The sequence below is a fragment of the Aestuariivirga sp. genome, from assembly GCF_037139295.1.
Taxonomy (GTDB): Bacteria; Pseudomonadota; Alphaproteobacteria; order Rhizobiales; family Aestuariivirgaceae; genus Aestuariivirga.
The window spans coordinates 43307-64196 of the sequence record NZ_JBAXGR010000004.1; the positions used below are offsets into that span (position 1 = coordinate 43307).

Consider the following 20890-nt stretch of genomic DNA (forward strand, 5'->3'; position numbering starts at 1 on the left):
TCAGGTGATCACCGTGGGCGCGGCACGGCCGGTGCGCGCCTCGATCCCGGCCAGCGCGCGCGACAGCGCGATGAGATCGGCCAGTGCAACTTGTGTCTCGATGGCATGGCGGCTCGCATCGGGCTCGTAACGCTCGATATAGACGCGCAACGTGGCACCCGCCGTGCCAGTGCCGGACAGGCGATAGATGATGCGTGAGCCATCCGCGAAGATCAGCCGAATGCCCTGGTGCGTGGTGCGCGAACCATCCACCGGGTCATCATAGGAGAAGTCATCCGCCATGCTGATCCCGTGCTGGCCGACGAGGCTGGGCAGCTGCTCGCGCAATGCCTTCATCAGCCCGTTGGCGGCCTCCGCATCGACCTCTTCATAGTCATGCCGCGAATAATAGTTGCGGCCATATTCGCGCCAATGCGCCGTCACAATCTCGGCCACACCCTGGTGGCGCTTCGCCAACACGTTGAGCCACATCAGCACGGCCCACAGCCCGTCCTTCTCGCGCACGTGGTTCGAACCAGTGCCGAAGCTCTCCTCGCCGCACAGCGTGGCCTTGCCGGCATCGAGCAGGTTGCCGAAGAACTTCCAGCCGGTCGGCGTCTCATAGGCGCCGATCCCCAGCCTCTCCGCCACGCGGTCGGCCGCACAGCTTGTCGGCATCGAGCGGGCGATCCCGGCGAGGCCCTGCGCATAGCCGGGCGTCAGCGTTGCATTGGCAGCGAGAATGGCAAGCGAGTCCGATGGCGTCACATACATGCCGCGCCCGATGATCAGGTTGCGGTCGCCGTCGCCATCGGATGCCGCGCCGAAATCCGGCCCACCCGGTGGCATCACGATGTCGACCAACTCCTTGGCATGCACGAGATTGGGGTCGGGGTGGTGGCCGCCGAAATCAGGCAGCGGCGTGCCGTTCATCACCGTGCCCTGGGGAAAGCCCAGAATGCCTTCGAGAATCCGATGCGCATAGGGTCCGGTGATCGCGCCCATGGCGTCGAACTTCATGGTGAAGCCGGAGGCGATGAGATCGCGGATCGCATCGAAGTCGAACAGCGTCTGCATCAGCGCGGCATAATCCGCCACAGGGTCGACCACCTGCACCACCATGCCTTCCAGCCGTGTCTCGCCAATGCGGCCGAGGTTGATGTCGGGCGATGTGGTGATGCGATAGCTCGAAATCGTCTTGGTGCGCGCGAAGATCGCGTCGGTCAGCTTCTCGGGCGCCGGGCCGCCATTGCCGGCATTGTACTTGATGCCGAAGTCGCCATCGGGCCCGCCCGGATTGTGGCTGGCCGACAGGATGATGCCGCCAAAGGCCTTGTACTTGCGGATGAGGTGCGAAGCGGCCGGCGTCGACAGCAGCCCGTTCTGCCCCACCATCACCCGGCCGAAGCCATTGGCCGCCGCCATGCGGATCGCCGTCTGGATGACCTCCGCGTTGTAGAAGCGGCCGTCACCGCCGATCACCAGCGTCTGGCCCGTGAAGCCGTCGAGCGAGTCGAAGATCGACTGGATGAAGTTCTCCGCATAATGCGGCTCGCGGAACACGGTCACCTTCTTGCGCAGGCCCGAGGTGCCGGGCTTCTGGCCTTCGAAGGGAGCGGTGGCGACGGTGAGGATCATGGGTGTGGAACCTTCACGAGATTGCGGTAGAGCTGGGCATAGGCAGCAGCGCTGCGGGCCCAGGACACATCCTGCTCCATGCCGCGCTTCTGCAGGCCGCGCCACAGTTTCGGGTCTGCAAAACACTCTGCGGTGCGGGCGAGCGTGTGTTCGAGCGTCGCCTCATCAACGGGCGCGAACTGGAGGCCGGTGGCAGCGCCCGCCTGCAGTGCCGCATCATTGGCATCGATCACCGTGTCATTCAGGCCGCCGGTGCGCGCCACAACCGGCACGCAGCCATAGTGCAACCCATAAAGCTGTGTGAGGCCGCAGGGTTCGAAGCGCGAGGGAACCAGAATGGTGTCCGCACCCGCCTGCAGGAGGTGCGAGAGTTCCTCGCTATAGCCGATGATCACCCCGATGCGCCCCGGGTGGCGCATCGATGCCTCGAAGATCGCATTCTCGATGGCCGTCTCGCCCGTTCCCAGCAGTGCGAGTCTCGCACCCGTCGCCACCAGCGCATCGAGGCTCGTAGCGAAAATATCCATGCCCTTCTGCCAGGTCAGCCGGCTCACCACGCCATGCAGCAACCCGTCGCCGGGCGCGAGCTTGAAGCGCGCCTCGAGTGTCCGCTTGTTGGCAACGCGCTTCTTCAATGTCTTGGCGCTGTAGTTTTCGGTGATCAGCGTGTCCTTCGCCGGGTCCCACACATCGGTGTCGATGCCGTTGACGATGCCGCGCAGAACCTGCCGCCTGGCGCGCAGCAAGCCGTCGAGCCCCATGCCATATTCCGGCGTGCAGATTTCCTGCGCATAGCTCGGGCTCACGGTGGTAATGGCATCCGCCGTGGCGAGCCCACCCTTCAGATAGCCCACATTGCCGTAATACTCGACGCCATCGATGGCGAAGGCCTGCTGCGGCAGGCCGAGAAGCCCGAAGACGGTGGCGGGGAACTGGCCTTGGAAGGCGATGTTGTGCACCGTCATCACGCTCTTCGGCCCATCGAGGAAACGCGCATAGACGGGCCCCAGTGCCGCCTGCCAGTCATGGCAGTGCAGCACGTCGGCGCGATAGCGGCGGTTGATGCCGCCCGCCACGTCGGCCGCGGCCTTGCCGAGTGCGGCGAAGCGCCCGGCGTTGTCTGGCCAGTCCAAGCCGTCCTTGCCGAGATAGGGGTTGCCCGGCCGGTCGAAGAGATGCGGCGCGTCGATGGCGATGATGTCGAGGCCATGCGCCGTGCCGCGCAGCAGCTGTGCTGCCCCGCCGAACAGGTCCTTGTAGGCATGGAAGGGTACCGCCTTCTCGAGTGCCGCCATCACCGCAGGGTAGCCGGGGATGATGGACGTCACCTCAACGCCCTCGGCGGCAAGTGCCGCGGGCAGTGCCCCCGTCACGTCGGCAAGCCCGCCGGTCTTCACCAGCGGAAAGAGTTCGGATGCGGCTGAGAGGACCTTCATAATGTGAGGCGATCGATCATCGGCTGGGTGATGAGGCAGATGCCGCTCGCCGTGCGGCGGAAGCGCTTGGCATCAAGCGCTGGGTCCTCTCCCACCACAAGCCCCTCGGGGATCACCACGCTGGTGTCGATCACCACCTTCTTGAGGTGCACGTTGCGCTGAATGTGCACGGAGGGCAGCACCACTGCCTCTTCGAGCGAGGAGAAGGAATTCACCCGCACATTGGGCGACAGCATGGTGCGTTTGATCGAGGCACCCGACACGATGCAACCACCCGACACCAGCGAGGCCACGGCCGCGCCGCGCCGACCCTCCAGGTCATGCACGAACTTGGCAGGAGGGGTCACCTCCGAATAGGTCCAGATCGGCCAGTTGTTGTCATAAAGATCGAGTGCGGGCAGCGTCTCGGTCAGGTCGATGTTGGCTTCCCAGTAGGCATCGACCGTTCCCACGTCACGCCAGTAGGACTCGGTCTCGTATTCGGAGCGGACACAGCTTGCGGTGAAACGATGCGCCACCGCCTTGCCATTGCTGACCAGCCAGGGGATGATGTCCTTGCCGAAATCGCGGCTCGAATTGGGGTCCGCCGCATCGCGCTTCAGCAGGTCTGCGAGCTTCGCCGTCGCGAAGACATAAATGCCCATCGAGGCCAATGCCATCTCGGGGTTGCCCGGAATGCTCGGCGGATCTTTCGGTTTTTCCACGAAGGCGGTGATCCGGTCCGTCTCGTCGACCGCCATCACGCCGAAGCCCGTCGCCTCCATGCGCGGCACTTCGAGGCAGCCGATGGTCACGTCGGCGCCGGAGTCAACGTGCTGCTGCAGCATCAGCTCGTAGTCCATCTTGTAGATGTGGTCGCCCGCCAGGATCACCATGTATTGCGGCCCATAGCTCAGGATGATGTCGAGGTTCTGGAACACGGCATCCGCCGTTCCGGCATACCACTGGTCTTCCGACACGCGCTGCGAAGCGGGCAGGATGTCGAAGCTCTCGTTGCGCTCCGGCCGGAAGAAGTTCCAGCCGCGCTGCATGTGGCGGATCAGGCTGTGCGCCTTGTATTGTGTGGCGACCCCGATGCGCCGGATACCGGAGTTCAAGGCGTTGGACAGCGCGAAGTCGATGATGCGCGACTTGCAGCCGAAGGGCACGGCGGGCTTCGCCCGCCTGTCGGTCAGCTCCATCAACCGGCTGCCGCGGCCACCAGCCAGCACATAGGCCATCGCGTCGCGCGCCAGCGGTCCTGTCCTGCGATTCTGGGCCATGGGCCGTCCTCCCTTTCCAGTTCCACTCCCACTTTCGGGGAGGCATCCACTTCATTCTCCCCTCCCCACAGGGGGGGAGGGAAACAAGGGAGGACGAGCCTATCCCACCCTAAGTCTCCTGCATGAAATACAAGGTTGCGAGCGGTGGCAAGGTCACCATTGCCTGGGCCGGCTTGCCATTCAGCGGGTTCGGCTCCGCCGTCACGGCGCCCAAATTGCCCATGTCGCTGCCGCCATAGCTATGGGCATCGGTGTTGACGATCTCCCGCCAGCGTCCGGCAACGGGGAAGGGCACGGCATAGCCCGTCCGTGGCACCGGCGTGAAATTGCTGATGACCACCACGATGGGGTGCCCCTCGCCCGAATGGCGCGCCCAGGCAAAGACCGAGTTTTCCTTATCGTCCGCAATCAGCCATTCGAAGCCCTCGGGCTCGCAGTCCCGCGCATGAAGTGCAGGCGTCCCGCGGTAGACGTGGTTCAGGTCGCGCACCAGCGACTGCACGCCGCGGTGCGGCGCGTGGTCCAGCAGGTTCCAGTCGAGGCTGCGGGCCTCCGACCATTCGTCCCAGGGTGCGAATTCCTGCCCCATGAACAACAGCTTCTTGCCGGGGTAGCCCCACATGAAGGCATAGTAGGCGCGCAGGCTTGCGAATTTTTGCCACGCATCGCCCGCCATCTTGTTCAGCAGCGAGCCCTTGCCGTGCACCACCTCGTCATGCGACAGCGGCAGCACGAAATTTTCCGAGAAAGCATAGAGCAGCCCGAAGGTCAGTTCATTGTGGTGGTGCTTGCGGTGCACGGGCTCACGCTTCAGGTAACTGAGCGTGTCATGCATGAAGCCCATGTTCCACTTGAAACCGAAGCCGAGGCCGCCCGCCGTCGTGGGCTTTGAGACGCCGGGAAACGCGGTTGATTCCTCGGCGATGGTCACGATGCCGGGGTTCTGGCCATAGGCCTCGTGGTTCACCCGCTTCAGGAAGGCGATGGCCTCGAGGTTCTCGCGGCCGCCATGCTCATTGGGAATCCACTCGCCCTCTTTGCGTGAGTAGTCGAGGTAGAGCATCGAGGCCACCGCATCGACGCGCAACCCGTCGATGTGATAGCGCTCCAGCCAGTAGAGCGCATTGTTGATGAGGAAGGACGTCACCTCGCGGCGTCCGAAATTATAGATCGCGGTGTTCCAGTCGGGGTGGAATCCCTGCCGCGGGTCTGCGTGCTCGTAGAGTGCGGTGCCGTCGAAATTGGCAAGGCCATGCTCGTCGGTGGGGAAATGTGCCGGCACCCAGTCGAGGATCACGCCGATGCCTGATCGGTGTGCACGGTCCACGAAGCGCGCAAAGCCTGCCGGGTCGCCAAAGCGCGAGGTCGGCGCATAGAGGCCGGTGGGCTGGTAACCCCATGAGGGATCGAAGGGATGCTCGCTGATAGGGAGCAGCTCCATGTGCGTGAAGCCCATGTCGGCCACGTAAGGGATCAGCGTGTCGGCGAGTTCGTCATAGGTCAGGAAGCGGTTGTCGTCCCAGCGCCGCCAGGAGCCGAGGTGCACCTCGTAGATCGACATCGGCGCGCGGCGCTGGTCGGTCTTGTTCCGGCGGTCGAGATAGGCCTTGTCTTCCCAAGCGAAGTTGTCGGTGCGCACCACGCGTGACGCGGTCTTGGGTCGCATCTCGGCGGAAAAGCCGAAGGGGTCGCTCTTCAGCGGCAGGAGCTTGCCCGCGGGGTCGAGCAGTTCATACTTGTAGCATTGCCCCTCAAGCGCGCCGGGAATGAAGATCTCCCACACGCCGGTGTCGCGGCGCTTGCGCATCACGTGGGCGCGGCCATCCCAGCCGTTGAAGTCGCCGACGACGGACACGCGTGAGGCATTGGGCGCCCACACCGCGAAATGCACGCCGTCATGTCCCTCATGCCGCATCGGATGCGCGCCGAGCCTGTCATGAAGGCGCAGGTGATTGCCCTCGCCGATGTAATAGTCGTCAAGCGGCCCCAGCACGGGCCCGAGAAGATAGGGGTCGACCACCGTCCAGCCGCCACCCGCATTGCGCGCGAGGTAGCCCAGCGCCTGACGGCTGGGGAGTGGCAGCGAACCCTCAAAGAAGCCCGCCTGATGGCGGCGCGGCAGCCACACAAGGCGCTTGCCGTTCTTGTCCAGGACTTCCAGTTCCTCGGCACCCGGCACGAAGGCGCGGACCACCCAGTCATTACCAGCCTGATGCAAGCCCAGCACCGCGAAAGGGTCACCGTGTCGAGCCGCTACGATAGCCTCGACCTCGGGCGCGGGCAGTGTCCAGTCCGGGTCGGCCATTGGGCGTCTGCTCCTAGTCGGTGGGCACGTTCCAGATGTCGCGGGCATATTCCCGGATCGTCCTGTCGGACGAGAACCAGCCCATGTTCACCGTATTGAGGATCGTCTTCTCCGTCCAGTCCTGGCTCCGCCGCCACAGCTTGGCGACGTCACGCTGCGCTGCGGCATAGGCATTGAAGTCGGAGCCTACCATGAACCAGTCGCCATGGGTGATGCTGTCGACGATTGGCCGGTAACGGTTTGCATCACCCGGCGAGAACACGCCGGAGCCAAGTTGGTCGAGCACATCCCGTAGCTCGTGGGCAGCATCCAGAACAGCAACAACATCAACACCAATGCGTCGTCTTTCTTCAACTTCCGCAGCCGTCAGACCGAAGATGAAGATGTTGTCGGCACCCACATGCTCCAGCATCTCGATGTTGGCGCCATCGAGCGTGCCAATGGTCAAGGCACCATTCAGCGCGAACTTCATGTTGCCGGTGCCGGATGCTTCCATTCCGGCAGTTGAAATCTGCTCGGAGAGATCGGCAGCCGGAACAATGACTTCGGCGAGGCTCACATTGTAGTTCGGGATGAACACCACCTTCAGCAGGTCGCGGATGTCGGGGTCGTTGTTCACCACATTGGCGACATCGTTGATCAGCTTGATGATCAGCTTGGCCTGCGCATAGCTCGCCGCCGCCTTGCCCGCGAAGATCTTGACGCGCGGCACCCAGGGCTTCTCGGGGTGCGCGCGCATCGCGTTGTAAAGGGCGATTGTTTCCAATATGTTGAGCAGCTGGCGCTTGTATTCGTGAATACGTTTCACATGGACGTCGAACATCGCCGCCGGATCGACCTTCAGCCCCATGCGCGCCGAGATCAGGTTCGCCAGTTCTTCCTTGTTGTGGCGCTTGATGGCGGCAAAGCGCTGCTGGAAGGCGGCATCTTTTGCAAAGGGTTTCGCCTTCACCAGAAGCGCCGCATTGTCCATCACATTGGCGCCGACGGCATCGTTGAGAAGTGATGTAAGTTGCGGATTTGCCTCGAGAAGCCAGCGCCTCGGCGTGATTCCGTTGGTCTTGTTGTTGATGCGGCCCGGGTAGAGTTCGTTGAGGTCGCGGAACACGCTCTGCTTCATCAGTTCGGTGTGCAAGGCGGAGACGCCGTTGATCGAATGGGCACCCGCGAAAGCCAGTTGCCCCATGCGCACGCGGCGCCCGTTGTGCTCGTCGATCAGCGACACCGAGGCGAGGAATTCGGATGTGCAGTCGGGTCGTTTCTGTGCGTCGGCGATGAGTTTTGCGTTGATGCCGTAGATGATTTGCATGTGCCGCGGTAGCACATGCTCGAACAGGTGCACGGGCCAGCTCTCGAGTGCTTCCGGCAACAGCGTGTGGTTGGTGTAACCGATCGCAGCCTTGGTGATCTCCCAGGACTGGTCCCAGTCGAGGCCATGATGATCAACCAATATGCGCATCAGCTCCGCCACCGCGATGGCGGGGTGAGTGTCGTTGAGATGGATCGCCACCTTGTCGGCCAAGAGCCGGATGTCGTCATACTGCTGCATGTGGCGGCGGATGATGTCCTGCAGTGAGGCGGAGGTGAAGAAATACTCCTGCCTGAGGCGCAGCTCCTGGCCCGCCGGTGTCGAGTCGGCCGGGTAGAGCACGCGGGTGATGATCTCTGCCTTGTTGCTCTCGGAGAGGGCTGCCGCATAGTCGCCGCTGTTGAAGGCATCGAGCCGGATGGGGTCGGGCGCGCGCGCCGTCCAGAGGCGGAGCGTGTTCACCCGCTTGCCGCGCCAGCCGACCATGGGCGTGTCGCAGGCAGACGCGATGAGCTTTTCGGCGGGCTTCCAGCGGCGCTGGTGACGGTTGCCGCTATCGACGCCCGGTGTCACCTGTCCGCCGAAGCCCACCTCATAGGCGGCCTCGCGGCGCGGGAATTCCCAGGCATTGCCATGCTCGAGCCAGTTCTCGGGCAGCTCCACCTGCCAGCCGTCGGTGATCTTCTGGCGGAACAGGCCGTGATTGTAGCGGATGCCATAGCCGTAAGCCGGGATGTCGAGGCTGGCCATGCTCTCCATGAAGCAGGCGGCGAGACGGCCGAGGCCGCCGTTGCCCAGTGCCGCGTCAGGCTCCATGGCCTCGACGAGGTCGACGTCGACATTCAGACCGGCCAGAGCCTCGGTGAAAGCGCCGGTGAGTTCGAGGTTGCTCATCGCGTCACGCAGCAGGCGGCCGATGAGGAACTCCAGCGACAGGTAATAGACACGCTTGGCATTGGCCTGGTAGGCGCGCTTGGTCGATTCCATCCAGCGGTCGATGATGCGGTCGCGCAGCGCCAGGATGGTGGCGTTGAGCCAGTCATGGCGCTTGGCCACGGCAGGGTCCTTGCCGATCGAATAGGTAAGCTTCTCGAGAATCTCGGCGCGGATCGTCTCTGGGTCGGTGCCGCGCGGTGCTGGCTTGATCATGTCTCGCTCGCTGGTCCTGCCGTGGAGTTTCCAAGATAAATCAGGAGGGTTGATTTATCCAAGTCAATTCGTTCCCTAGCCCTGTGTGGCCGACAAGGTTGCCACGCCTGTGACAATCATGGCGAGTCCCGCCCATTGGCCGGGTGAAACTTTTTCCTTGAGGAAGATCATCGCCATGATGACGGAGAGTGCGCCATAGGCCGAGATGCCGATGCCGGCGAATTCCTTGCCGGGGAAATGGCCTGACGTGTTGACGGCGATCACGCCGAGCACGTCGAGCCCGCCCATGACGAAGATGGCGATCCATTGGTTTTGGGTCAACACGCCACGCTTGCCATCGAAGAAGGCAAAGGGCAGCAGCACCAGCAACGCGATGGGACGCGACAGCCACGTGGCATCCACCTCGCCCACGGTCAGGGCCGCCTGCTGGCCCAGCACGATGGACGAAGAATATCCCAGCACCGACATGACGGCGAAGAACATCAGCACCGGCAACTTGCCGGGCTCGACCGCATTGATGCCGCCATCGGGCTCGCCCGAACGCGCAACGATAATGGCGCCCAGAAGTGTCGCTCCGACACAAGCCCACTGCAGAGGTGTCGGTTCCAATCCGTTGAACACGCCCCACAGCACGGCCAGCACAGGGTAGCCGGCCGTGATCGGCCCGACGAGCGAAACCGGACCGAGGCTGAAGGCCTTGAACAGCCCGCCGACTCCGAAGCCATAGGCAAAGCCCAGCAGCAGGCCCGAGAAGATGGCGGGGCCAGTGGCCTGCCAGACGGAGCCATCCCACAGCACATAGGCCGAGAGCAGGATGAAACCGGAAACCATGACCCAGGCTGCCGTGCGGAAGCCGCCGACCGCCCCGGCGATCGACCGGGCGATCACATCATGGATGGACCAACACAGCGCGGCGAACACGCCGAAAAGCACGGCAATCATGGCGTCGGAAATCCCCTGTCAGCTCCGTGGGCATGCATATCAGCACGCCCGCCGGAGGCCGGGAACTGCAATTGCGGCATGGTGCCCGCCGCCGGCGGCGCGGGCTCCGGCGTCAGCTGCGGCTCAGTAGCCGCGGTCCTTCAGGGCGGTGTTGCACTGGCTCCAGTACTGCGGCCAGGTCATGCCAGAGGGGATCTTGTCGGCGGCCTTGGCAGCGCGCCACTTGGCGCCGCACATCCTGATGCGCTTCTGCGCCGCGACCTGGCCGGGTGTTCCCTGTGAGGAGGACGCCTTGCCCGAGCCGCTCACTTCCGTGGCGCTCTTGAACTTGTCGAAGACCGACGCCGGGATGATGCCCTTCGATTCGAACTGGGCGAGCGAGGCATAGGGGCGGCCTTCGACGATGGCCTTGGCGCGCACCGGACCCACGCCCGGCAGCACTTCGAGCTCTTCAGCAGTGGCCGCGTTCAGGTCGATCTTGCCCACCGGTTCCGGCGGGCTCTTCTCTTCCGGGGTCTCGGCCACGGCGGGCTTGGCCCTGGCTTTGGACACAGTGACGTCGTCCTTGAACTTCTCGACGGTGGAGGCCGCAACGACGTTGCGGGATTCGAAATCATTCAGCGACTTGTAGGGCCTGCCTTCGATGATGGCATTGGCCTTGGCGGGGCCGATGCCGGGCAGCGCCAGGAGTTCGTCGACTGTCGCGGTGTTGAGGTCGATCCTGGTCGAGGTCTGCGCCGGGGTCTCGGCAGCAGCCGTCTCGGTGGCGGCAGCCTTGGCTTTTGAAACAGTGAGCTGGCCCTTGAACTTCTCGACGGCAGAAGCCGCCACGATGTTGCGGGACTCGAAGTCCTTCAGTGACTTGTAGGGTCGGCCCTCGATGATGGCCTTGGCCTTGGTGGGCCCGATGCCGGGCAGCGTTTCAAGCTCGTCGGCGGTCGCGGTGTTGAGATCGACCTTGCCCGCGGGCTGCGCTGCGGTGGTGGCGGCTTCGGTGGTCGCAGGCTTGGCCTTGGCGGTCGTCACCTGATCCTTGAACTTCTCGACAGTGGAGGCCGGAACGATGTTGCGGGACTCGAAGTCTTTCAGCGACTTGTAGGGTCGGCCCTCGATGATGGCCTTGGCCTTGGCGGGCCCGATGCCGGACAGGGTCTCGAGCTGGTCGGCGGTGGCCGTGTTGAGGTCGATCAATGCGGCAGTGGTTGCGGCTGAACTGTGCTGGACAAAGGCCAGCTGCGGGCTCGCGGACAGGGGAAGGCCCAGCATCAGGCCAAAGAATAACCACTTCCGAATAGACATGAGATCACCTGTTCGAATTTGTTTTAGCAATCGATTGCTAATATCCTTACGCCTGCACCCGCGACCGTTCAATAAGGTCTGGTTGTCGTGATGCGACGAGGCAAGGCTGGGGCTCGATCATTGCTGGCCTCCTCCGTCGATCAGTTCATCAGATCAGGGAAGGGGGACAGCATATGGTCCACTGCCGCGCGGGCTGACAGAGGCGAAGACGTTGCGGTTGCCCTACGGCCGTTCAGGTGTGACGACAATTCGCATTACTGGCAGGCCGCCAGAAATACGTATAAACACCTATAATTTTGGTGCCATAACTGCATGTGGGTGAACAATCTCAACTTCCGATTTGACCGATAGAAATACTGCCGATACAAAACTGGCAAATAGACTCTCCGGGCCAACAGGCAGGCAACGATCACAATTGCGCGCCTCCAGAGATGCGCGACACACAAGGGGACCAACATGAACATTGTCACGACCATCCTCAACATGATTGCGCCCGCGATCCTCGACAAGATTGCGGCATCACTCGGCATCAGCAGCGGTGCTGCGAAGTCGGCGCTCACCGCCGCCATTCCCGCCGTGCTTGGCGCCATGGGCAGCAAGGCCTCCACCGATGGCGGTGCGCGCGCCCTGTTCGACGCCGTATCGAAGACCGACACCGGCGCGATGGGCGACCTCGCCGCGACGCTGACCGGCAGCTCTGGCGCTGACTTCGTGAAGGGCGGCCTCGGCTCGCTCACCTCGCTTCTCGGCGACAACACGCTGAACGGCCTCACGGGTGCCATCGGCAAGCAGGCCGGCCTTCCGGCTGCCGCAACATCCTCGCTCGTCGGCCTGGCGGGCCAGCTCGCCATGGGCCAGCTCGCCAAGTCGGTGACCGGCGGTGGCCTCAACGCCTCCTCGCTGGCGGGCCTCCTCAGCTCGCAGCAGGGCAACATCGCCTCGGCCCTTCCGGCGGGCCTCGGCAGCGCGCTGTCGAGTGCCGGTGTGCTGGGCGGCGACTTCGCTGGCCAGGCCAGCCGCGCCGTAAACGATGCGGCGCGGAACGCGTCTGCCGCCACGGCGAAAGCGGCCACTGCCGCCAAGAAGACCGGCACCAGCTGGCTCACCTGGCTCATCCCGCTGCTCCTCATCGCCGCAGCCGCCTGGTACTTCCTGGGTGGCATGGGCCATTCGGTGAAGGAAGCGACCGAGAAGGCCGCCGGCAGCGCCACGTCCCTGGTGGTCGACGGTGTCGACGTCAATGCCCAGCTGACCACGGCCTTCGACGGCCTCAAGACCACGCTCGGCGGCATCACCGACGCCGCCAGCGCCCAGACCGCCCTGCCGAAGCTGCAGGAGGCCGTGACCTCGGTCGACGGCCTTACCGCCATGGCCGCCAAGCTGACCCCCGCCCAGCGCACCATGCTGTCGGGCCTCATCACCGCCGCGCTGCCGACCTTGAAGGACCTCATCGCCAAGGTTGTCGCCATCCCGGGCGTGGGCGATGTGGTGAAGCCGACCACCGATGCACTGCTGACGAAGGTCGAGGCGCTGGTCAACCCGGCCTGATGTCACGACCCGTTTTCTGAACCGACCTGGCTCCACCGCATTGCCTGATGCGGTGGAGTTTTCATTGGCCGCAAGTCGGCGGAATGGTCCGGTTTTGGATAGCGAGACGTATATGGCGCAAAAAGCGGCAGATTTGGCTATGCTGCAGGCTCCGAACAATGATGACTGGTGGCCATGTTTCTCTCTGTCTTCGACATCTTCAAGATCGGCATCGGCCCGTCCTCCTCCCACACGGTGGGCCCGATGGTGGCCGCCCAGCGGTTTCTTTCCAAGGCGGCTGACGCCTCGCTGCCGCGCACCGGGCGGCTCACCGTGACGCTGCATGGCTCGCTGGCCTTCACCGGCAAGGGCCATGGCACCGACCGTGCCGTGATCCTCGGGCTCGCCGGTGAGCGCCCCTCCACCATGGACCCTGACCGGGTGGACGAGGTGCTGCGCCAGATGGCCGAGCGCGGCAGCGTGCAGATCGCCGACGACTTCGCCGTGGCCTTCAACCCGGCACGCGACGTGATCTTCGATTTCGGCCCCGCCCTGAAGGGCCATGCCAATAGCATGGTGTTCCGCATCCTCGACGACGACAACAACGTGCTGCTGTCGGAAACCTATTTCTCGATCGGCGGCGGCTTCGTGCAGACCGAGGCCGAACGCGCGGAAAGCCTTGCCGCCAGCAAGACCGAGAAGCCCTCGGTGGAAGTGCCATATCCGTTCCGCACGGCAAACGAGATGCTGGAGATGGGCAAGCGCTCCGGCCTCACCATCGTCGAGATGAAGCGCGCCAATGAAGTGGTGGCGCAGACCAATGAACAGCTCGACGCCAACCTCGACCACATCTGGGCCGCCATGCGCGACTGCATGAACCGGGGCCTGCGCCAGACCGGCACGCTGCCGGGCGGCCTGAAGGTCAAGCGCCGCGCCGCCGAGATCTATTCCAAGCTCAAGGAAGAGAAGGGCAACAACGCCATCCAGCCGCACCAGCTGATGGACTGGCTCTCAGTCTATGCCATGGCGGTGAACGAGGAGAATGCGGCGGGCGGCAAGGTGGTCACCGCACCCACCAATGGTGCGGCGGGCGTCATCCCCGCCACCATCCGCTACTACCTCGACCATTGCCTCGGCGCCGACCAGCAGGGCATTCGCACCTTCCTGCTGGCGGCCGCAGCCATCGGCGGGCTGATCAAGCACAATGCCTCGATCTCGGGCGCCGAAGTGGGCTGCCAGGGCGAGGTAGGTTCGGCCTCGGCCATGGCCTCAGCCGGGCTTTGCGCGGCACTGGGTGGTTCGAACGAGCAGGTGGAGAATGCCGCCGAGATCGCGCTGGAGCATCACCTCGGCATGACCTGTGATCCGGTGGGCGGCCTCGTGCAGGTGCCCTGCATCGAGCGCAATGCCTTTGGCGCGGTGAAGGCAGTGACGGCAGCATCCCTCGCGCTGCGCGGCGACGGCACGCATTTCGTGCCGCTCGACACCTGCGTCGAAACCATGCGCCAGACGGGGCTCGACATGAGCGAGCGCTACAAGGAAACCTCCACCGGCGGCCTTGCAGTGAACGTGGTGGAGTGCTGAACTCCGGGCCATGCCAGTCTTTGCCCCGCCGATCGCCGACCACCTCTTCACCCTCTACGACCTTCTCGGTTTCGAGAGCCATGCCAAGCTGCCCGGCTTCGAGCATTGCACGCGTGACGTGATCGAGGCGGTGCTGGCGCAATCCGCACGCTTCTCGTCGGAAGTGCTCTATCCCCTGCACCGCAGTGCCGACGAGGAGGGCGTGCATTTCGACAAGGGGGTGGTGAGGACGCCCAAGGGCTTCCGCGAAGCCTACGCGCAGCTGGTGGAAGGTGGATGGCCGGCACTCACGGCAGCGCCTGAGCATGGCGGGCAGGGCATGCCGCACATGGTGAACGTCCTGTTCGAGGAAATGGTCAATGGCGCCAACCTCTCCTTCGGCCTGTTCCCCGGCCTGACGCGCGGCGCTTATGTGGCGCTGGCCCAGCATGGCTCCGAAGCGCAGAAGGCACTCTATGCTGCGAAGCTCGCGAGTGGTGAATGGGCGGGCTCGATGTGCTTGACGGAAGCGCATTGCGGCACCGACCTCGGGCTCTTGAAGACGCAGGCGATGGCGAATCCCGATGGCAGTTATGCGCTCACCGGCACCAAGATCTTCATCTCGGCGGGCGAGCATGACCTGACGCCGAACATCATCTACCTCGTGCTGGCGAGATTGCCCGATGCGCCGACGGGTTCGAAGGGCATCAGCCTGTTCCTGGTGCCCAAGGTGCTGGTGAATGCCGATGGTTCGCTGGGTGCGCGCAATGGCGTCGCCTGCGGGTCAGTCGAGCACAAGATGGGCATCCACGGCTGCCCCACCTGTGTCATGAATTTCGACGGTGCCACTGGCTGGCTGATGGGCGAGCCCAACCAGGGCCTCAAGGCCATGTTCGCCATGATGAACACCGAGCGCATCGCGGTGGGCATCCACGGCCTCGCCATCGCCGAGGCCTCCTACCAGAATTCCGTGGCCTATGCGCGCGAGCGGCTGCAGGGGCGCTCGCCTGCGGGCGCGCGCGATGCGGTGAAGCTCGCCGACCCGATCATCGTCCACCCCGACGTGCGCCGCATGCTGATGACGCAGCGCGCCTTGACCGAAGGCTGCCGCATGCTGGCGCTGTGGACCGCGCAGGCGCTGGATATGTCCGAGCGGCACGGCGATCCGGCTGTGAGGAAGCAGGCCGATGACATGGTGGCGCTGATGACGCCGGTGGTGAAGGCCTTCCTCACCGACAGCGGGGTGGAGGTGGCCAACATCGGCGTGCAGGTGCTGGGCGGCCATGGCTTCATCCGCGCCAATGGCCAGGAGCAATATCTGCGCGACGTGCGCATCACGCCGATCTACGAGGGCACCAACGGCATCCAGTCGATGGACCTGCTGGGCCGCAAGGTGCTGCACCTCAACCTGTTCGACAGCTTTGGCCTGCCGGTGCAGCATTTCGTGGAAACCCATGAAGGTGACGAGCGGCTGGCGGAATTCGTGGAGCCACTGGCTGCGAGCTTCGACCTGCTGGAGGATGCAACCCGCGTGATCGGCGAGCGGGCAGGCACGCATCCCGATGAGACGGGAGCGGCGGCGGTGGACTACATGCGCCTCTTCGCGCTCACCGCCGTGGGCTTCCTCTTCGCGCGGGCGGCGGAGGTGGCTCTGCCCAAGAGCAACGATGATTTCCACCGCGCCAAACTGGCCACCGCGCGGTTCTACATGCAGCGGGTCTTGCCGGACTCGGCCGCACTGCATGCCAAGATCCTCGCTGGCGCCGGGCCGGTGATGGAGATGGACGAGGCGATGTTCTGATCTGCGCTCCATCCCACCATGTTTCATCATCGCCGGGCTTGTCCCGGCGATCCTTTTTGGTGGCCGCAAAGAGGATGCCCGGGTCGAGCCCGGGCATGATGACCGAGAGAGATTACTGCAGCTTCTGCAGGAACTTCACCAGCCCGGCCGTCGATGAATCCAGCCCCGCGGTGCTCTTCTTGCCCTCGATGACGGGCTGCAGGCCGGTGGCCAGTTCCTTGCCGAGTTCCACGCCCCACTGGTCGAAGGCGTTGATGTTCCAGATCGCGGCCTCCACGAACACGCGGTGTTCATAGAGCGCGATCAACCGGCCCAGTGTGAACGGGTCGAGCCGCTTGTAGGCGAGCGTCACCGAGGGGCGGTTGCCGGTGAAGACGCGGTGCGGCGCCAGCGCCCTGGCCTCTGCCTTTGTCTTGCCCATGGCGAGAAGCTGCGCCATCGCTTCCTTCTCGGTACGGCCGCGCATCAGCGCCTGGCTCTGGGCGAGGCAGTTGGCCTCGAGCAGCGCGTGGTGCTCACGCATGTCCGCGCTCTCATGCGGGTCCGCCGCGATGAGGAATTCAACGGGGATGATGCCGGTGCCCTGGTGCAGCAGCTGGAAGAAGGCGTGCTGGCCATTGGTGCCAGGCTCGCCCCAGACGATTGCGCCCGTATCGCCCTTCACCGCCTTGCCGGATTTCGTGACGCGCTTGCCGTTCGACTCCATGTCGAGTTGCTGGAGATAGGCGGGGAAGCGCGACAGGCGCTGGTCGTATGGGATGATGGCGCGCGAGGGGTAGCCACAGATGTTCCGGTGCCAGACGCCGAGCAGGCCCATGAGCACGGGCAGGTTCTGCAGCACCGGCGCCTCGCGGAAGTGGCGGTCCATGGCATGGCCGCCCTCGAGGAATTCGATGAAGCGCTCGGGGCCGATGGCGATCATCAGGGGCAGGCCGATGGCCGACCAGATCGAGTAGCGCCCGCCCACCCAGTCCCAGAAGCCGAAGATGCGGTCTTCCGATATGCCGAAGGCCTTGACCTTGGGAATGGCGGTGGAGATGGCTGCGAAATGCTCACCAACGTGGGACTCGCCCAGCTTCTCCGCGATCCATTTCCGCGCCGTCTGGGCGTTGGTCATGGTCTCGATCGTCGTGAAGGTCTTGGACGCGATGAGGAACAGCGTCGTCTCGGGCTTCAGCAGCCTGAGCGTGTCGGCGATGTGGGCGCCGTCGACGTTGGAGACGTAATGCAGCCGCGGACCGTCGTGATAGGGGGCGAGTGCCAGCGTGGTCATGGCGGGCCCCAGGTCGGAGCCGCCAATGCCGATGTTGACGACGTCGGTGATCGCCGACTTCCTCACCTTGCGGGCGAAATTGGCCATGGCGGCGAGCACGGCGTTGATGTCCGGCATCACGTCCTTGCCAGCGACCAGCACCGGCGTGTTGGCGCGGTTGCGGAGCGCGGTGTGCAGCACGGCGCGCTGCTCGGTGGTATTGATGATGGCGCCTGCGAACATGTCGTCGCGCCTGGCTTCCACGTCACATGCCTTGGCCAGTGCTGCCAGCAGCTTCATGGTGCGGCTGTTCACCGCGCATTTGGAATAGTCGAGCAGCATGGCGTCCGCCATGGCGGAAAACTCCGCGAAACGGTTGGGATCGCGCTCGAAAGCGCGCCGCATGTCGGTGGTCGCGCCCTTTTTGTGGTGGGCCTTCAGGTCAGCAAGCACTTTGCGGCTGTCGGCCTTTGCCATGTCTCTAGCTCCTCAGGGTTCCGCCGGTGGCCTTGGTCACGGCCTGCACGATCTTCTGCGACACCGCGTCGATCTCTGCCTCGGCGAGTGTCTTGTCCTTGGGTTGCAACGTCACCTCGATGGCGAGGGACTTTTTGCCGCCTTCGAGCTTGTAGAGGTCGAAGACGGTGACGTCCGAGACGAGCGCCTTGTCTGCGCCCTTGGCGGCCTTCACCAGCTTGTCGGCCTCCACCGCGTCATCGACCACGAAGGCGAAATCGCGCGACAGCGGCATGAGGTCGGAGATGACCAGTGCCGCGCGCGTGGCGCCCTTGGACTTGGAGCCGGGGATGGCGTTGAGGATGAGCTCGAAGGCGACGAGCGGGCCCTTCACGTCCATGGCGGACAGCACGCGCGGATGGATTTCGCCGAAGTAGCCGAGCTTGTTCTGCGGGCCCATCTGGATGGTGCCGGAGCGGCCAGGGTGGAACCAGGCGGGAGCACCTGCGACGACCTGCAGCGCGGCGACGGGTGCGCCCGCAGCTTCCAGCACGGCGAGCGCATCACCCTTGGCATCAAACGCGTCAACTGCACGCGCGCCACCTTGCACGTTGCGCCCCGTGAAGGCACCGCGGCGGATGCCGGCGGCGCGCAGCGTCTCGTCCTGCGGGCGGTCACCGGCATAGGCGTGGCCCACTTCGGACAGCATCATGTCGGCGAAGCCCCTATCCATGTTGCGGCCTGCGGCGGCAATCAGGTTCGCCAGCAGCGAGGGGCGCATGTCGGAGAGTTCCGACGAGATCGGGTTGGCGAGCTTCAGCTCCGGCTGGCCGCCGCCGAAGAGCTTGGCGTGCTCTTCCGGAAGGAAGGCCCAGGTGATGGCCTCGTTAAAGCCGCGCGATGCGAGCGCGCGCCGCGCACCGAGCATGCGCTTCTGCAGCGCATTGAGCACCGGCCTGGCAATGGCGCTGGAGCGCGACATCGGCTGGGCCGGAATATTGTCGAGGCCCCAGATGCGGCAGACTTCCTCGACGAGATCGGCTTCGCCGTTGACGTCCGGCCGCCATGTGGGAACCGCGCAGGTGAGTGCGTCCGCCGTTTCGGTGACGGCATATCCCAACGCCACGAGAATTTCCTTCTGGCGCGCGACGGGAATGTCGACGCCGGCCAGCGAGGCGACGCGGGACTTGCGCAGCGCGAAGCTGCGCGACGTATCCGGAACCGCACCGGCGGTGATCACATGCGAGGCCTCGCCGCCGCAGAGCTCGAGGATCATGCGCGTGGCGATCTCGGCACCGACGGGTGTGAAGGCCGGATCGACGCCGCGCTCGAAGCGATAGCGCGCGTCCGACGTGATGCCGAGCTTGCGGCCCGTGGCAGCGGTGCGCAGCGGATCGAACCAGGCGGACTCGAGGAAGACGTTCACGGTCTCGTCCGTGCAGCTCGACGGAATCCCGCCGATGATGCCCGCGATGGCCTCAGGCCCAGCATCGTCGGCAATCACCGTCATGTCGGACGACAGCGTGTAGGTCTTGTTGTCCAAGGCCTCCAGCGTCTCGCCGTCCCTGGCGAGGCGGGCGCGGACATTGCCCTTCACCTTGTCGGCGTCGAAAACGTGCAGCGGGCGGCCATAGGCGAAGGTGATGTAGTTGGTGACGTCGACGAGCTTCGAGATCGGGCGCAGGCCAATGGCGCGCAGCTGGCGCTGCAGCCATTCGGGCGACGGGCCGTTCTTGACACCCCTGATATAGCGCCCGACGAAGAGCGGGCAGGGCTTCGTATCACCATCGGGGAAGTCGAGCGACACCTTGATGGGCGAGTCGAAGCTGCCCTCGACCTTCTTGGCGTCGAGCGGCTTCAGCGTGCCGAGGCCCTTGGCGGCCAAATCGCGGGCGATGCCATAGATGCCGAGCGCATCGGGGCGGTTGGGCGTGACCTTGACGTAGATCATCGGGTCATCGAGGCCGAGTGCCGTGGCGGCGGGCGTGCCCACCGGCCAGTCGCCTTCGACTTCGATAATGCCGTTGTGCTCGTCCGAAATCAGCAGCTCGCGCTCCGAGCACAGCATGGCCTGGGATTCGACGCCACGGATCGTGGCGGGCGCGAACACCGTGCCCGTTGCGGGAATGGTGACGCCGGGCAATGCGATGATCGCCTTGATGCCGGTGCGCGCATTGGGAGCACCGCAGACAACCTGCTTGGTGCCGTCCTTTGTTTCCACCACGCACTGGCGCAGCTTGTCGGCATTCGGGTGCTTCTCGGCAAGCCGGACATGCGCCACGGTGAAGTCGGCAAGCAACTTGGTCTTGTCCGTGACTTCTTCCACTTCGAGGCCGACGCCGATCAGGCCCTCGCAGATCTCGTCCAGCGTGGCGTTGGTGTCGAGATATTCCTTGAGCCAGGAGAGCGTGAATTTCATGGGTGTACTCCGTCGTCATCCTCTCCCGCGTGCGGGAGAGGACGCTCCGCGGCACGCGGAGCAGGTGAGGGGAAGTGTTGAAGCGCTTCGCGGATGACCGTGACGGCCAGGTCCATGGCATGGAGCACTTCTCTGTTCTGGAGGCGGATCACCTTGTAGCCGAGGTGGCCGAGATGCGCGGTTCGCCGCTTGTCGGAGAGAATGTCGGTATCAGACGAGTGTGTTGCGCCATCAACCTCGACGATCAGCTTGCTGTCGCGGCACAAGAAGTCGGCAATGTAGGGGCCCACCGTCGCCTGACGCACGAACTTGCAGCCGTCGAGCTTGCGGTTGCGGAGTTCTTGCCACAGCCGCTTTTCGGCGAGTGTCTCGCTGCGTCGTAGTTGGCGGGTGAGTGTGGTTTTTGCGCCATCACGCATGCTTTGACTTCCCCTCACCGGCCCGCCTGCGGCGGGCGTCCTCTCCCGCTTTGCGGGAGAGGTTGAAAACGAGCCGTTCAATCTCTCCCGCGTAGCGGGAGAGAACGCTCCGCTTGCGGAGCAAGTGAGGGGAA

13 protein-coding genes are annotated in these 20890 nt (G+C 64.4%); 3 read left to right on the forward strand and 10 right to left on the reverse strand.

The window, feature by feature from the left end:
* The 7 genes from WCJ41_RS02305 to WCJ41_RS02335 all read right to left on the reverse strand — a co-directional run bounded on the left by WCJ41_RS02305 (position 1) and on the right by WCJ41_RS02335 (position 11319).
* A complete protein-coding gene (locus tag WCJ41_RS02305) occupies positions 1-1617 on the reverse strand; it encodes an alpha-D-glucose phosphate-specific phosphoglucomutase (protein ID WP_336904206.1) in 1617 nt (538 codons plus the stop codon).
* A complete protein-coding gene (glgA, locus tag WCJ41_RS02310) occupies positions 1614-3053 on the reverse strand; it encodes a glycogen synthase GlgA (RefSeq protein WP_336904207.1) in 1440 nt (479 codons plus the stop codon). The genes WCJ41_RS02305 and glgA overlap by 4 nt, the downstream gene beginning before the upstream one ends.
* The gene (glgC, locus tag WCJ41_RS02315; protein WP_336904208.1) at positions 3050-4315 is read right to left on the reverse strand and encodes a glucose-1-phosphate adenylyltransferase; all 1266 of its coding nucleotides are present in this window, start codon (positions 4313-4315) and stop codon (positions 3050-3052) included. Before glgC ends, glgA begins: the two co-directional genes overlap by 4 nt.
* 109 nt (positions 4316-4424) lie before the next feature.
* Positions 4425-6620: a 1,4-alpha-glucan branching protein GlgB gene (gene glgB, locus WCJ41_RS02320; RefSeq protein ID WP_336904209.1), complete on the reverse strand. Its 2196-nt coding sequence runs from the start codon at positions 6618-6620 to the stop codon at positions 4425-4427.
* 13 nt (positions 6621-6633) lie between these two features.
* The gene (locus WCJ41_RS02325) at positions 6634-9078 is read right to left on the reverse strand and encodes a glycogen/starch/alpha-glucan phosphorylase (protein ID WP_336904210.1); all 2445 of its coding nucleotides are present in this window, start codon (positions 9076-9078) and stop codon (positions 6634-6636) included.
* Positions 9079-9153: 75 nt separating this feature from the next.
* On the reverse strand, positions 9154-10020 hold the full coding sequence (locus WCJ41_RS02330) for a DMT family transporter (RefSeq protein WP_336904211.1): 867 nt from the start codon (positions 10018-10020) through the stop codon (positions 9154-9156).
* A gap of 123 nt (positions 10021-10143) precedes the next feature.
* Positions 10144-11319: a helix-hairpin-helix domain-containing protein gene (locus tag WCJ41_RS02335; RefSeq protein ID WP_336904212.1), complete on the reverse strand. Its 1176-nt coding sequence runs from the start codon at positions 11317-11319 to the stop codon at positions 10144-10146.
* Positions 11320-11775: 456 nt separating this feature from the next.
* Here WCJ41_RS02335 and WCJ41_RS02340 point away from each other — a divergent pair, with 456 nt between their 5' ends.
* The 3 genes from WCJ41_RS02340 (at position 11776) to WCJ41_RS02350 (ending at position 16210) form a co-directional block, all read left to right on the forward strand.
* The gene (locus WCJ41_RS02340) at positions 11776-12867 is read left to right on the forward strand and encodes a DUF937 domain-containing protein (protein ID WP_336904213.1); all 1092 of its coding nucleotides are present in this window, start codon (positions 11776-11778) and stop codon (positions 12865-12867) included.
* Between the two features lie 174 nt (positions 12868-13041).
* A complete protein-coding gene (locus WCJ41_RS02345) occupies positions 13042-14430 on the forward strand; it encodes an L-serine ammonia-lyase (protein WP_336904287.1) in 1389 nt (462 codons plus the stop codon).
* 10 nt (positions 14431-14440) lie between these two features.
* A complete protein-coding gene (locus WCJ41_RS02350; RefSeq protein ID WP_336904214.1) occupies positions 14441-16210 on the forward strand; it encodes an acyl-CoA dehydrogenase C-terminal domain-containing protein in 1770 nt (589 codons plus the stop codon).
* Positions 16211-16322: 112 nt separating this feature from the next.
* Here the strand turns inward: WCJ41_RS02350 and pgi are convergent, their stop codons facing one another.
* The 3 genes from pgi to WCJ41_RS02365 are packed head-to-tail and all read right to left on the reverse strand — an operon-like array spanning position 16323 to position 20756.
* Entirely contained in the window at positions 16323-17939 is a 1617-nt protein-coding gene (gene pgi, locus WCJ41_RS02355) for a glucose-6-phosphate isomerase (protein ID WP_336904215.1), read from the reverse strand.
* A 4-nt stretch (positions 17940-17943) separates the two neighbouring features.
* Positions 17944-20337, reverse strand: a complete 2394-nt coding sequence (gene pheT, locus WCJ41_RS02360; protein ID WP_336904216.1) for a phenylalanine--tRNA ligase subunit beta — start codon at positions 20335-20337, stop codon at positions 17944-17946.
* A complete protein-coding gene (locus WCJ41_RS02365; protein ID WP_336904217.1) occupies positions 20334-20756 on the reverse strand; it encodes a DUF559 domain-containing protein in 423 nt (140 codons plus the stop codon). The genes pheT and WCJ41_RS02365 overlap by 4 nt, the downstream gene beginning before the upstream one ends.
* Positions 20757-20890 lie beyond the last annotated feature (134 nt).